The sequence below is a fragment of the Colwellia psychrerythraea 34H genome, from assembly GCF_000012325.1.
In the GTDB taxonomy this organism is placed as follows: Bacteria; Pseudomonadota; Gammaproteobacteria; order Enterobacterales; family Alteromonadaceae; genus Colwellia; species Colwellia psychrerythraea_A.
In genome coordinates this window covers 4,450,507-4,464,947 of record NC_003910.7, presented here as the reverse complement: position 1 = coordinate 4,464,947, position 14,441 = coordinate 4,450,507, and the positions used below count along the sequence as shown (strand labels likewise).

Annotated in this window: 11 protein-coding genes; 4 read left to right on the top strand and 7 right to left on the bottom strand. The window is 38.2% G+C overall.

Annotation, left to right across the window (positions count from 1 at the left end):
- Positions 1-2 precede the first annotated feature (2 nt).
- On the top strand, positions 3-2,075 hold the full coding sequence (locus CPS_RS18985; protein WP_011044968.1) for a RecQ family ATP-dependent DNA helicase: 2,073 nt from the start codon (positions 3-5) through the stop codon (positions 2,073-2,075).
- A 130-nt stretch (positions 2,076-2,205) separates the two neighbouring features.
- On the opposite strand, the gene CPS_RS18980 is transcribed toward CPS_RS18985, so the two are convergent.
- A complete protein-coding gene (locus tag CPS_RS18980; RefSeq protein ID WP_011044967.1) occupies positions 2,206-2,784 on the bottom strand; it encodes a bacteriohemerythrin in 579 nt (192 codons plus the stop codon).
- A gap of 421 nt (positions 2,785-3,205) precedes the next feature.
- On the opposite strand from CPS_RS18980, the gene CPS_RS18975 reads away from it, so the two are divergent.
- Positions 3,206-4,081, top strand: a complete 876-nt coding sequence (locus CPS_RS18975) for a DMT family transporter (RefSeq protein WP_011044966.1) — start codon at positions 3,206-3,208, stop codon at positions 4,079-4,081.
- A gap of 155 nt (positions 4,082-4,236) precedes the next feature.
- Positions 4,237-6,063: a DUF885 domain-containing protein gene (locus tag CPS_RS18970; RefSeq protein ID WP_011044965.1), complete on the top strand. Its 1,827-nt coding sequence runs from the start codon at positions 4,237-4,239 to the stop codon at positions 6,061-6,063.
- A 93-nt stretch (positions 6,064-6,156) separates the two neighbouring features.
- Here CPS_RS18970 and CPS_RS18965 read toward each other — a convergent pair whose 3' ends face one another.
- Both CPS_RS18965 and CPS_RS18960 read right to left on the bottom strand, forming a co-directional pair.
- Positions 6,157-7,044 carry a prenyltransferase gene (locus CPS_RS18965; RefSeq protein WP_041737137.1) on the bottom strand — a complete coding sequence of 296 codons (888 nt, stop codon included), beginning with the start codon at positions 7,042-7,044 and terminating at the stop codon, positions 6,157-6,159.
- A 14-nt stretch (positions 7,045-7,058) separates the two neighbouring features.
- Positions 7,059-7,514, bottom strand: a complete 456-nt coding sequence (locus tag CPS_RS18960) for a hypothetical protein (RefSeq protein ID WP_011044963.1) — start codon at positions 7,512-7,514, stop codon at positions 7,059-7,061.
- A gap of 427 nt (positions 7,515-7,941) precedes the next feature.
- Here CPS_RS18960 and CPS_RS18955 point away from each other — a divergent pair, with 427 nt between their 5' ends.
- Positions 7,942-8,946 carry a tetratricopeptide repeat protein gene (locus CPS_RS18955; RefSeq protein ID WP_011044962.1) on the top strand — a complete coding sequence of 335 codons (1,005 nt, stop codon included), beginning with the start codon at positions 7,942-7,944 and terminating at the stop codon, positions 8,944-8,946.
- 35 nt (positions 8,947-8,981) lie between these two features.
- Here the strand turns inward: CPS_RS18955 and CPS_RS18950 are convergent, their stop codons facing one another.
- The 4 genes from CPS_RS18950 to nirJ form a co-directional block, all read right to left on the bottom strand.
- Positions 8,982-9,842 carry a hypothetical protein gene (locus tag CPS_RS18950; RefSeq protein WP_011044961.1) on the bottom strand — a complete coding sequence of 287 codons (861 nt, stop codon included), beginning with the start codon at positions 9,840-9,842 and terminating at the stop codon, positions 8,982-8,984.
- 268 nt (positions 9,843-10,110) lie between these two features.
- Complete coding sequence (locus CPS_RS18945; protein ID WP_011044960.1) at positions 10,111-11,739, bottom strand: nitrite reductase; 1,629 nt, start codon at positions 11,737-11,739, stop codon at positions 10,111-10,113.
- Between the two features lie 292 nt (positions 11,740-12,031).
- Positions 12,032-12,910, bottom strand: coding sequence for a uroporphyrinogen-III C-methyltransferase (gene cobA, locus CPS_RS18940; RefSeq protein WP_011044959.1), 879 nt, complete (start codon positions 12,908-12,910; stop codon positions 12,032-12,034).
- Positions 12,911-13,047: 137 nt separating this feature from the next.
- Positions 13,048-14,280: a heme d1 biosynthesis radical SAM protein NirJ gene (gene nirJ / locus CPS_RS18935; protein WP_011044958.1), complete on the bottom strand. Its 1,233-nt coding sequence runs from the start codon at positions 14,278-14,280 to the stop codon at positions 13,048-13,050.
- Positions 14,281-14,441: the final 161 nt, after the last annotated feature.

Below are 14,441 nucleotides of genomic sequence, written 5' to 3'. Positions count from 1 at the left end.
TTATGAATAACCCACAAGATTACTCTCATAAAGAATGTCTTAAAGCATCACTTCTCGAGACCTTTGGCTTCGATGGCTTTCGCCCCGGGCAAGAGCAGACCATTACGCAATTGCTTAAAGGCCAATCAAGTTTGTCTATATTCCCGACAGGCTCGGGTAAGTCGTTATGTTATCAGTTAACTGCACTGCATTTACCGCATTTAACCTTAGTGGTATCGCCTTTATTAGCTTTGATGAAAGATCAATTGTCGTTTCTTGCAAGCAAAGGTATTAAGGCGGCAAGTATTGATTCGACCTTAAAAGGCAACGAAGCACAAACCGTCATGGCAGGTGTGCGCGATGGCGATATTAAAGTATTAATGGTGTCAGTTGAGCGTTTTAAGAATGAACGCTTTAGACAGTTTATTGAATCTGTACCTGTTTCTATGCTGGTGGTTGATGAAGCGCATTGTATTTCTGAGTGGGGGCATAATTTTAGACCCGATTATTTAAAGCTACCGAGTTATTGCCAAGCGTTGAATATTTCATTAGTGTTGTTACTTACCGCGACGGCAACGCGTAAAGTAAAACAAGATATGGCAGCTAAGTTTGCTATTCGAGATGAACATATTGTGCAAACAGGCTTTTATCGATCTAACCTTGATTTAAGTGTGCTACCTGTTACGCAAGCGCATAAAAACAAGCAACTTGAGCAAATCATTTCTGCTCAACAAGGTGCTGGTATTGTTTATGTTACCTTGCAACATTCAGCTGAAACAGTCGCGCAATATTTAAAACAGCAAGGCATCAATGCTTGTGCTTACCATGCTGGTTTTGACAGTGATACGCGCAGTCAAATTCAACAAGACTTTATGGCAGGTAAAATACAGGTTATTGTCGCGACTATTGCCTTTGGTATGGGCATTGATAAAAGTAATATACGTTTTGTTATTCATTATGACTTGCCAAAGTCTATAGAAAACTACAGCCAAGAAATAGGACGAGCAGGGCGAGATGGGCTGCCTTCGCAGTGTTTTACCTTAGCTAATCTTGATGGCTTAAATACCGTTGAAAACTTTGTTTACGGAGATACACCTGAGTTTACCGGCATTGAAATGTTATTAAATACAATAAAATCAGAGGTAATAACAAGCACTCACGTAGGCATAAGTGACAATCGGTCTGAAGGAAAGTGGGAGTTACAAATATTGCAGTTGTCTAATGCTGTTAATATTAAACAACTTCCGCTAAAAACCCTATTAGTACAGTTAGAGTTAGCGGGCGTGATTGAACCACTTTATGCTTACTTTGCTGACTTTAAAATTAAACTATTAAAACCTAAAGCTGAAATTATCAATAGTTTTAATGATCAACGTAAAGACTTTTTACAACGTATCTTTAATGCTACAGACTTTAAAAAAGTCTGGGGTAGTTTGAATTTTGATACTTTACTGCAAGATCAAAGTATTGAACGTAATCGTGTTATAGCCGCTCTTGAATACCTACAAGAACAACAATTGATAGTGCTTGAAACTAAAGGTATGACTGAGGTATTTAATATAAAGCTGAATGAATTGGCAGATCCTAGTTTGTGCCAAACACTCAGTAATTATTTTAAAGATAATGAAGAAAAAGAAATTAAACGTATCGCCACTTTAGTACGTTTTTTCCAGCTCGATACTTGTTTAACGGTAAATTTGGCGCGCTACTTTGATGATACTAGTTTCGATGATAAAAGGTTTGACGGTAATAGCTCCGATAATAATAGTCTCGATTCAGCTCGCAATTCAGGAACAGTCCCACAATGTGGTCACTGTAGTGTTTGTCGTGGTCAAGTGGCAGTACTTGAGCATTCTCAAGCTCAGATCCCATGGCCGAGTGATGAAGCCTTAAAGCAGGGCATGACGGAATTGGCTGAACGACTTAGCGGAAAAATAAATCAGCCATTATCGATTGAAAGTTTTTGCCGATTTTTTGCTGGTATGTCAGTGCCATTGTTTGGTCGCAATAAAGTAAGACAATTATCTGGCTTTGGCGTGTGCGAACAGCAACGATACCAAGCTATACTTGAAAAACTGGCCAGTTTAAGCAAGTAAATATGTGCTAATAAAAACAAGCTACGCCTAAATCCTCAAAGATTTCGACGTAGTTTTTTAGTGTTTATCTTCAACTAAGTTGAGAGGGACAAAGAAAGTAGAGTACAGAAAATATAAATCAGAAAAAATACTAAACATCAAACTCGTCAGCACCTAGCTCAACTAGATAATCACGATATTGGGTATCAGACTCTTGGATGTGGTTAATTAGCCAGTAGGTGAGTAAATTAGTTACTTGTTTCAGTGAATCATGACCTTCAATGTTATAAATGGCGACATACTCTTCAACTTTATCAATCATGGCTTGATGTTCTTCTTGATGTTCAGCCAATCCAGGGTAGCCATAATCTTCCATTAACTTTTCTTCGCGCTTAAAGTGATACTTGGTATAGCTTACTAACTCTTCTAAGGCTTCACGTTCAAACTCTTCACACTGGGCATAATCGAAAGCGATACTAAATTGGTTTAATAAGTGCAACAGCTTCTTATGGTCTTGATCAATATACTCAATACCTATGCTGTACTCTTTGCTCCATTTAATTTGCTTGATGTGTTTCTGTTTTATCAGCGGCATCATGCACAATGCTGCGATTAACACCCAAGGTGTTGGACTAACAGGGTTAGTCAAAAAACTGAGAATAACCGACAACAATATGAGAATAGAAATAATGATAAAGCTAACAGACTTAACACGATTATTAACAATCACGATAGTAACCTTAAAGATAATAGGGAATTGAATAGAGCTGCTACTCTACTCTTTAATAAGGACTTTTTGCATTTAACCGACACTTTTGTTGATATGAGTCAAATTTACGATGCATTAACTTTATTTTGTTATTTTTGTTGATCTATCTCATTGTTTTATAGCTATTTTAAAGCTAGTTCTAAAGCTCATTTAGAACACCTTTTCGATATGTCTTCTTCTATCAATGCACTATCAATTTTCCAGGCAGACTTTTTTCGGCTTAACGTAGGGACGCAAATACCAAACACAGATAACAAAACCCTGAGTAATAATCTGACCAAGCTAGTTCGCATCGACACTAAATGAGATAGAATAGCGCCCAATCACCGAACTAATCCGTTTGATATAACTTTCTTTCTTCTTTATTCGAGTACAACTGTAAATGTTCACAACCATAAAAAATTCAGTGCCAATGAGCGTTTGGTATATGTTGATCTCGGCGTTAGGCTTTGCCCTAATGGCGGCTTGTGTAAAAGAAGTTAGCGGCTTAGGTATTCCAGTCCTGGAAATTGTTGCAGCAAGAGCCATTGTCTCGGGCATTATTAGTTACGCTGATATAAAACGTAAAAAGATATCCCTATGGGGCCATAATAAAGCGCTATTGATTGCACGCGGTACTGTCGGTTCATTTGCTCTGATGTTTGTTTACTATGCCGTAACAACTTTACCCTTAGCAGAAGCGACCGTATTACAATATTTGCATCCTGTATTTACCGCAGTGTTGGCGGTGTTTTTTTTGAAAGAAACCATACAGCGCTCAACCATCGCTTGTATCGCCATCAGCTTACTTGGCTTATTCATAATTATTCAACCGAATTTGCAATTAGACAATGCCATACATTATCCATGGATTAGTATTGGCGCGGCTGTAATGGGAGCATTTGGTAGCGCTGTTGCTTATGTCATTATCAAAAAACTGACAAAAACTGACGACAGCTCGGTCATTATTTTTTACTTCCCTCTGGTTGCCCTTCCTATTTCAGTAGTCATGTTAGGCAGTGATTTTGTTGTGCCAAGTCTAGCGGCGACCGGGTTACTGGTTTTAGTGGGCATATTCACTCAAGTAGGGCAGGTGGGCTTAACCAAGGCACTCCATAGTGCCGATGCTAACAAAGCAACCGCGTATGCCTATGTGCAAGTGCTGTTTTCAGTCTTTATTGGCTGGGCATACTTTAGTGAAGTTCCTATGGCCACTACCATTATGGGCGGTGGGTTTATCATGGTAGGTGCGTTAATCAACGTACTTTGGAAACGCTAACGAGTACTAATTTGTACTCTAACCCATAGATTCGTCCCAAAATATCCATATAGTTCATTTGTTACCAATTGTAAGTTTCCCTGATTAGCTCTTGAAGTACCCTACTATTGAGGTTTAGGATAAGCCAGCTGTAAAATAATAGATAAGGAAATCACATGGTTAAATCAATTTTTAAATGGATAGGACTCTCCCTATTGTCTGTCATAGTACTAGGGGGTGCATTTGCATCACACGAATGGTACGCCGAAAAACCTTTTATGTTACGTTCATTTCTTGATAGAACTGTTTTACAACAAGCATTTGAAAGTCCGGAAACGCTGACTTCATTGGGTTTCTTGGAGTCTATCGGCATTACCGGACATAACGCTGAGCTTGATGATGATCGCCCAGAAAAGACCGATGCTCTTTTTGCTGAAATGAAAAAAGTAAAAGAAACACTGCTTACCTATGATGATAGTGACTTAGATGAATCGCAGCTTTTATCTAAAGAAATAGCCATGTATTTATTGGATATCTTATTAGTCTCTGAACCATACCGATATCACAATTATCCAGTGAACCAGTTGTTTGGTATTCAAAATGGTTACCCTAGTTTTATGGATGCTCAACATCAGGTCAATTCAGTTGGTGATGCCGAGAACTATATTGCTCGACTTAATAAAGTAAAAGTTAAGTTCTCCCAAAATCTTGAAGGTTTAAAATTACGGGAAGAAAAAGGCATTTTACCTCCTCGTTTTGTTATTGACCGTGTTCTTGAAGAAATGACAGCGTTTGTAGCTAAGCCTGCTGAAGAAAATATTCTCTATTCATCATTAAAAGCGAAGTTATCCGATGCTGAAGATATTTCTCCTGCAGAGCAAACTAGATTATTAAACTTAGCTAAAGAGGAAATTATTGCTTCGGTACATCCTGCTTATCAATTGCTTATAGATTATTTTAATCAAGTCGCTGATAAATCTACTACCGATGATGGCATTTGGAAGCTACCTGATGGTGATAAAGTTTATGCTCAAGCGCTTAAGTTTTTCACTACTACCGATTACAGCGCAGGTGAAATTCATAATATCGGTCTACATGAAGTTGATCGAATTCAGTTAGACATTTTGACCATTTTAGAAAAAGAAAACTATGACGTTAGCCAAGGATTCACTGCAGCAATTGAAACCTTAGCTGCTCAAGATGAATTCTATTACCCTGATACCAAAGCGGGTAGAGAACAAATATTAACGGATTATCAAACCATTCTTGATGAAATTAATGCGGGTTTAGAGTCGGCTTTTCGAATTCGTCCAAAGGCGAGCATGAAGGTGCGGAGAATCCCTGAGTTCAAAGAAAAAACGGCTCCAGGAGCCTATTATCAGCAACCATCGATTGATGGCAGTCGACCGGGTATGTTCTTTGCTAATTTATACGATATTAAAGCAACACCGAAATACAGCATGAGAACCCTTGCTTATCACGAAGGTATTCCAGGTCATCACTTTCAAATAGCTATTGCGATGGAGTTAGAAGGTATGCCTTTATTCCGTCGGATATCACCCTTTACCGCTTATACAGAAGGTTGGGCGTTATATACTGAGCGTTTAGCTTGGGATTTAGGCTTTCAAGATGATCCTTTTGACAATATAGGTCGCTTACAAGCTGAATTATTTCGTGCGGTACGTTTAGTGGTTGATACCGGTATTCATCATAAACGTTGGACTAGACAAGAAGCGATTGATTACATGGTCGCTAATACAGGTATGGCACATAGTGATGTAGTTTCAGAAATTGAGCGCTACATCGTTATGCCGGGACAAGCCACGTCTTATAAAATAGGTTTGATGAAAATCCTAGAGTTACGTAAGAAAGCTAAAGCCAGTTTAGGTGATAAGTTTGATTTACGAGATTTTCATGATGTAGTTTTGAAAAACGGTGCTGTCCCTTTAGATATTTTAACCCGTTTAGTTGATCAATATATTGCTGATAAATCATCTAAGTAAAAATTAGTACGAACAAAGCGGAGTATCACTTTGTTGTTAAGTAGAGCAAAATACACTGAAATATTTTGCTCTACTTTAATCAACCATCAACCATCAACCAATCAGTATTGATAGTCCTAATAAAAATGGCGTTATTATGGTTGCTGCTACATTCGCGCCTAAGTGTTGCTGAAAGTCCCCGATGTTCTCTTTGTGTTTAATCGCTCCAATCCATGCAAAAACGGATAGCGGCATTGGAACTAACGCAATCAATCCCATGTTTGGCAGTATACCCATCACTACATACAGTAAAATTAATGAATAAGTTAGTAACATAAATACCCCATAAACTTGATTACTGCGCTTAATACCAAAAGCTAACGGAAAGGTTTTACGACCGACACTGGCATCAGCTTTCATATCCGGATATTGATTTAACAAAAGTAGGTTATTGATCAGAAGAAATGGTATCAACGATACTAGCCAAACCAGTAATGAATAGTCCAATGTTAAAACGATATGCGTACCAACAACCATTAACAGTCCAAATCCCATACCGGGGGCAATTAAACATAATCGCGGCATACGATTTAGCCATTGGGTATAGGTGACAATAATCACCAGTCCCACTAGCCCAATCGGCAAAATTGTCGCGCCAATAGTGCTAATAAAATATATGCCAATTGCCATGGTGATAAACAATGTTAATAGCCCAAACAACAATACTAAATTCGCAACTTTAGGGTTATTAGGTAGCGCACCACTACCACCACTAAAAGGGGTTTTAATGGTTTTAAAATCTAAACCACTTTTGAAATCATGATACTCATTTAGCATATTTACACTGATATGAGCAGACATTGCACCAATGAAGATAAGGATAAATACTACTTTATCTATCGATACACCTGTAGCTAATGACGTGGAAAGTCCTAAAAATACACAGGCTAGTGTTAATACTAGGAAAGATGGGCGCATTGTTTGTAATATAGTCTTTATCATTATTTTCTACTTTATCAAATTGAGGTTGGCTTAGTGGAGCATATTCGATAACCAACTAAATACAGCAAGCCAGTCATTAGCCAAACAATACCGACATAAAAAACAGTATCATTTACTTTTTCGGGGTGACGAAGCCATAGTTGTAATGGTAATAGACCACGAATGATGCAAAGCGTTGCTATGGCATATATTGCATAGTTTACGAGTGGCAGTTTATCTATCAATTTCCCCGTAAAGCCAGCACCAGATAGGGCATAGAGTCCTAAAACAACAAAAATCCCCGAAGCAAATACTGTGCCTATTGGTGCTAAATAGGTACCATTAATCGCTGACTCTACAATTTGCGGGGGAGCCATTTGAGCTACATAGCACTTTGGGCCTAAATAGATGCAAGATAAATGTGCAGCAGCTGTTCCTATCGCAACTAGGGCTGCTAGCACTAAAAATACAACGCCAGTTTGTCGTTTCACATTAACTCCACTTAAGTGAATTGCTAGTTGTTGTGTCGTTGCCAGAGTTATCCTAGCGACTATTTCAACTGCTAATTTACATCAAACATCACTGAATTCAAACTGTTAAATGTGTTTCGAATTAGATGAAAGATTTGCAGGACAAGCTGCGATGAATTAGATGGAATAACTTTATGTTATCGAGTATTTTCATGGTATCACTTTAGGTTGGATACCTTAGTTTATTGTGCGGAAGGAGGATGTTAGGAGGGAATTTAACCGACTTTCTAGATAAAGGAGGAAGAGGTGCTATAATTTTTACTGTATTTTAGGCACTTTAGAATTTTATAAAAATTTCTAAGCGGTTTACTTAGACTACAAGCCAATTTATATCATTGAAGATACTCAATCAATATTGGATGTTATGCTTAGATTACTGATCTTTATAATGATTACTTTTATTATTCATTCTGTAAGTGCAGAGACTGCATCAGAAAGTTTATTGAGTAAGCTAGCTGAAGCAAAAGACTACTTAAGAATACAACCTTCCGTTTCATCAAGAATACTTAAAAAACACCTTGCTAATATTGGCCAGCTGACTATCAATGATCAATTATCCTGGCATCAAAATCTATTAAGAGCTTCTATTGCGCTAAATGATTTAAACCAGGTTGAAAAAACGGTAAAAGTAATGCTCTCTTATCCTGAGCTAGAGAAAAAAACAGATAAATTTGTTTCTTTGTTAAGTAGCTTAGGTATATTTTTGCGCCGAACTGGGCATCCCAATGAATCTATTTTGCTATTTAATTGTGGACTTGAACAACCGATTAAAAACGGCAAACAAAAAATAAGTTTATTGATTAGCAAAGGAAGTAGCTTAAGTTCCCTTAATAAATATAGTCAGGCTAAAACAACGTATGCCCAAGCTTTGCAATTAGCTAAACAGCAAAATTCTGAAGTATTAATAAGCGCTATTTATAATACTTTAGGAATAATGGCTCTTAAACAAGGTAATTATACGTTGGCCAAAGAGTACTTGGTAAATGCTTTACAACTATCACAGAAAATTTCAAGACGTTCAGGTCAAATTGTTGCAGGATTACAGTTGCTTAGATTGTCGATATTAAGCGATGAGCCTATGCTATATGACAGGTTACATTACCGTATCAGTAGACTCACCTTAGTCAGTGAAAGTGAAGTGAGACATGCTTATCTTTTTTGGTTAGAAAAAGCACATAAGGCATCTAAGGGTAATAAATTGTCTGCACAAGAGCAAGATGAGTTGCTAAGTAAACTCGACCAAATTAAACCGATTAGCGTTAGCTTATATAACCAGTTGGTTGAAACACTTGCCGAGCCAATGGGGATTACCTCTTTAGCCCTTATAAATGAATCTAGCGAATATCAAGGTGATTTATTAAACAATATACACCAATGTAAAAATATAGAATAAGCAAAGCATAGATTAATAAAGCAAGCTTGCTAGCATTAACCGTTAGTAGCGATTAGTCGAGCATGAATAGGATTACTGGGCTGTTGTAAATACAATGAAATTTCTTTGTGAGCTTGGCGAAATGGCTTAGTAAGATGAGATTTTAGCGCTTTCTTTACCGGCTTAATATCAATCCCTTTTATCACGCAAAATAATGCCAAAGCGTAAACCGTTTCTAACTCAGGTAGCGCAGCTTGTCGGTTAAGGTTTTGATTGTTACAAGAGCCACATCCGCCTTTAAATTGGTAAGCTGTATTAGCAAAGATAACACCAAAACCCATAAAACAAGCGACTAAATCTATTGTTTGAGGCAATACGTCTTTACCACCAGGGGGAAGTATTCCGTGCTGGTTAACTAAAATACCGGCCTGTACTTGTACTAGATAGGCGATTAAATCTTGCGGTTGATTAAGCTGACTTGAGTGAAAAGCAATGTCTATCGTAGGTATTTTTGGTGGTATTGAAGATACTAGTGCTTCACCTTCTACTTTATAACTGATAGTAGAGCTTACATTCGAAGCGACTTTAGTACTTACCTTAGCATTCTCACCACGTAGCCTTGATTCAAAAGATAATTGAGGCATAGGCTTTTGGGTGAAATTATCAGCTGAGATCAGTTTTAGTGGCCAAGACGTCATGCCAGTATAATTTAGGGTATTAGAGAATATCTTATCTGCCATTGCTTCTATACTGCTTGCACTACCCGGATAAAAGTTATTGTTAGGTAATATCAATTCACTGTTATTTTTGAAAAAGTCGCCATCAAGTTGATCCATACACCAAGCAAAGGTATCAAAAATCCATTCTTTACTTTCTTCATCAATGACAGGTTTTGCTTTAAAAAAAGTTGATAACATGAATGGATAGCCTTTATTTATGTTTTAGTGATGGTTAATAGATTATTTAGTGATCGTTTATCAGCCCATGATGACTAAGCTTTAATATTATAAAGCTTAGCTAATTAAGAACCAGCTAATAGCAAATTAATTTCAATATAGTAACAATATCTCCAATAACATTACACAAGGCCTACCGACTATGGAATGTTTAGTCGGCATAAAAAAGCCCGTAACATTTGATGTCACAGGCTGTTAAATAGTACGTTATTTTCTGGGCTAGGTGATATTAATGACTTGTGCCTCGTTCATAATTAATTTTGTTGTAAACATTGTATTTACCTGACGGTTTTTTCATCGGCATACGTTTTACTATTTCCAATGTTTGGGCATCGTACACAATGAGTTCACCCTCCATATCCCACACGCTTAACAGTACGAATTTACCATCTTTAGTAAACTCAACATGAGCGGCATTTTTACCCGGTGATGGTGATAAGGTCTTCACTATTTTCAATGTACTCTTGTCAATAACATGTACTTTGTCATTGTTCGGGCCAAAAAAGACGTCGGTCCATGCATAACGTGACTTGCTGTGGCTGCGCATAAAGAAACCTGGGCCTTCAGTTTTAATCTCTTTAATGATGTTCCAGTTCTCCATATCGATAACGGTAATTTTACCTTCTTTGATATTGGGGGAAGCAAATACTTCTTTACCTTGATAATTCCAGGTTATACCTGAGCCTAAATGTGGCATACCAGTTAAACCGATAGAGGCAATTTTCTTTTTAGTGTCTAGGTTAATTACTTGGCCATTGTGACTATTACGCGCAGTACCAATTAAGTTAATGTAATCAGGGTCGAAGAAAAAGTCATTCAAGTAATCGTCGGTTTTTATACGGCGAACTGGGAATTGCTCACTTTTTTTAGATAAGTCGGCCTTCCAACCTTCCGCTTTCGCTTCTACTCTATAGTCATGTGCCCAACCTTTATATACTTCAACGCCACCCTCATCACTGTAAGGAATTTCCCAGACTTCTTTTACGTCTTTTAAGGCGACGATAAAGCTGTGGCGTGGTGGTGCATTATAAACGGCGCTGACGCGTGAGCTATTGCCGTTACTGTCTTTGGCGTTAATCACTTTAAGGGGGGATAGGTCAGCGGTATTGAGTATCACAACATTGTTGGGCAAGTAATTACCAACAATTAGATACTGACCGTCATTTGAGATAGCGATGTTGCGTGTATTAATCGCAGCGCGAACTTCACTGACGGTTTTGCGATTGTAAATATCGTATTTACTGATCCAACCATCGCGCGAGGCAAAAAATACAAAGCGACCGTCAGGTGAATATTTTGGCCCACCATGTAAAGCAAAGCGAGTTTTAAAGCGATCTAAGCGTTCAAAGGTATCGCCGTTCAATAAGGTGGCACTGTGGTCACCTAACTCAACAACAATAAATAAATTCATTAAATCAGCGTCAAATTGTGCTTCATTGGGTAATTTACTTTGGTCAAAATGTTGTACTTTTGAGGCGTTAATATCAGCAACGGTCCAGCTAAGTGAGGCTTTTGATGGCGTATATATATAGTTTGCTAAGCTGGTAATTTCAGACTCAGTCAACGTTTTATTGAAAGCGGGCATTTGCGTGGCAGCACGACCGGTATTGATAACCTTAATTGCTTTGTTTTTGCGAAAACGGGCAAGATTTTCTGGTAATAATGCAGGCCCCATAGCGCCTAATCGATCAACGCCATGACAGCTTTGACAATTGTCTTGATAAAGTTTTTTGGCTGCAACTTTCTCTGCTGCTGACATTGTGGTCTTTTTGGCTGGCGCTGCGTTGGCAGTATTGACGGCAAAAAAAACACATAAAAGGGCGATAGAAATCGACATTAGAAAAGGATGTTTAGTCATGGGGTAACCTTGTTTTCTTGATATTTAGCCAATGGATCTCCGATCAGGCACTTCGGAGATGACGGCGGGAAGGCTGGTCGAGTTAAGCTATCTTCCAAACTTTCCAATTGTCATGCTCGTAGTATCTTAATCGAGGATCCAGTTTTTCAAGCTATGGACGCAGGATAATTACTCCCGCATTACCTAATAAGGTACTTCCTGTACCGTCTGTGTCTACTAAGTAGCATCCATGCCACGTCCGATTAGTAACCTCGGAAATGACGACTGTTAGCTGGCAGTTATTTAGTCTTACTTAAGCTATTTTAATTGCTTGTGGTTGAACATAGTCATTAGCATCTAAAAAACCAGGGGTTTTTAATTGTTGTTCAGTTAGCTGATTTACTACATCACCAATAACAATAAGTGTTGGTGGGGTAATGTTGTGTTTTTCAACAAGCTCCGCCAAGTTACCGATAGTACCGCGATAGGTTTTTTGTTCAGGCTGTGTGCCTTTGCGAATTAATGCCGCTGGCGTATTAATATCTCGGCCATGCTCAACAAGTTTTTCTGCAATTTTAGATAAGGTATTAATGCCCATGTAAAACACAACCGTTTGGGTTGGACAACATAAACTCTGCCATGGCAAATTAAGCTGACCATTGTTTTGAATATGACCAGTAATAAATGTACAACCTTGTGCAACACCGCGATGTGTTAACGGAATACCTGCATACGTTGTACAGCCAGAAGCGGCGGTAATACCTGGGCAAATATGACAACTTACACCATGTTGCAACATGTATTCTGCTTCTTCACCACCACGACCAAAAATGAACGGGTCGCCACCTTTCAGGCGTAATACTCTTTTACCTAAGCGCGCTTCGTGTACTAAAATTTCGTTAATTTTATCTTGTGGTACACAATGTTTAGCTTGCTCTTTACCCACGTAAAATCGTTCACAATTATCAGGCAATAGCGCTAATATTTCATCACTTACTAATCGGTCATAAATTGCGATTTCAGCTTGCTCAATAAAGCGCATTGCACGAATAGTTAGTAATTCAGCATCACCAGGGCCAGAGCCAACTAGGGCAACTTCGCCTTGATTTAATACTGATTTCCCTCTCGCTGATATTTTATCGTTATCTGCTGAGATTAGGCTGTTTGGTTGATTTGCTGATGGTGTATTCATGCTCTCGCCTTATTGCACTTGAGCCTATTTTCAGGACAGGCTCGGTTGCTTAATTAGTTTCTTTAGTTTTGTATCATTAAGAATTAGTTAGCTACGTGTTGCTAAGTTTTCTTTAATAATTAGTGTACTTACTACGGTTAGACTTCAACAAATTGAATCGGATTTTCTGTGTTAGTTAACTCGTCGGCAAACTTTGATGGCGACGGGATAAAACCAATTTCATCGTCATCTAGATAACAGCCAGGATCTTCAGCCCAAGCATCACCCGATTGAGCGAAAGCACGCGTTCGCGTATTACCACCACAAATAGCTAAGTGTTCACAACTTGCACAACGTCCTTTTACTGGGCGTGGTGTTTGTCTAAAACCTAACATTAACGGGTCTTGAGTATCACGCCAAACATCAGAGAATTTTTCAGTGGTTACATTGCCGATAGGGTGATTCCACCAGTAAGTATCAGGGTGAATTGTGCCGGTGTTATCAATGTTAGCTACGTTAATACCACTAGAATTACCGCCCCAATTGATTAAACGTTGCTTTAAATTAGCAATAGCTTCTGGATACTCTTCAGCAAATTGTTTGCTTGCCCATTGTAATAAAAATGGACCATCTGCATCATTGTTGCCGGTAACAAAATCAGTTTCTATGCCTTGGTTAATATGTGTCCAAGCGCGTTCATAAAGAAGCTCCATAGCGTCTTTAGTCATTTTGAACATGGCGTCATTTTCAGCGGTGCGTTTGCCACGGCCTGAATAGTTAAGGTGAGATAAATAGAATTTATCAACGCTATTTTCTTCCATTAAATTCAACATGGCAGGTAAGTCTTTGAAGTTTTCGCGCGTTAAACATAAACGCATACCTACTTTAATACCGGCATCTTTACATAACTTAATGGCATGCATTGAGGTTTTAAAACTGCCTTTTTGACGACGGAATTCATCGTGGAACTCTTCTAAGCCATCAATGCTGATACCAACATATTGATATTCTGCGGCTTTAATGGCTTCAATGTTGTCTTCATTAATTAAAGTGCCATTGGTAGACAGTGCAAGGTAAAAACCTTTTTGCTTAGCGTATTCAGTAATTTCATAGATATCAGGGCGTAATAAAGGCTCGCCACCTGACAAAATTAATACGGGTACATGAGCAACTTTTAAATCATCTATCGTGGTTTTAACTTGTTCAGTTGATAGTTCGTCTTTAAAGTCGATATCAAGAGAGGTTGAATAACAGTGCTTACATTGCAAGTTGCAACGACGGATCAGGTTCCATATAACCACAGGACCCTTCATTTTACGTGATGCTTTAACAGGCTTAAGTTCAGCCATGTCGTCATGAAGTGTTTTTAATAATTGTGAAATTCTAAACATAATATTATACCAATTCTATTAAATTTATTCCCAGCTCAGAGCTACTATTAGCGAGCTTAGAATAAGTGAAATTGATTAAATATAGTTATTCTATATTTCACCAATTTTGCGATGTTATCAGTTTGCTAATAAGCTCCCGAAGGGCGAGTACCTATAAAAGG

Coding starts and splice junctions, on each gene's coding strand:
- CPS_RS18985 (WP_011044968.1), top strand. CDS start 3: ATGAATAACCCACAAGATTACTCTCATAAAGAATGTCTTAAAGCATCA.
- CPS_RS18975 (WP_011044966.1), top strand. CDS start 3,206: ATGTTCACAACCATAAAAAATTCAGTGCCAATGAGCGTTTGGTATATG.
- CPS_RS18970 (WP_011044965.1), top strand. CDS start 4,237: ATGGTTAAATCAATTTTTAAATGGATAGGACTCTCCCTATTGTCTGTC.
- CPS_RS18965 (WP_041737137.1), bottom strand. CDS start 7,044: ATGATAAAGACTATATTACAAACAATGCGCCCATCTTTCCTAGTATTA.
- CPS_RS18955 (WP_011044962.1), top strand. CDS start 7,942: ATGATTACTTTTATTATTCATTCTGTAAGTGCAGAGACTGCATCAGAA.
- CPS_RS18950 (WP_011044961.1), bottom strand. CDS start 9,842: ATGTTATCAACTTTTTTTAAAGCAAAACCTGTCATTGATGAAGAAAGT.
- CPS_RS18945 (WP_011044960.1), bottom strand. CDS start 11,739: ATGACTAAACATCCTTTTCTAATGTCGATTTCTATCGCCCTTTTATGT.
- cobA (WP_011044959.1), bottom strand. CDS start 12,910: ATGAATACACCATCAGCAAATCAACCAAACAGCCTAATCTCAGCAGAT.
- nirJ (WP_011044958.1), bottom strand. CDS start 14,280: ATGTTTAGAATTTCACAATTATTAAAAACACTTCATGACGACATGGCT.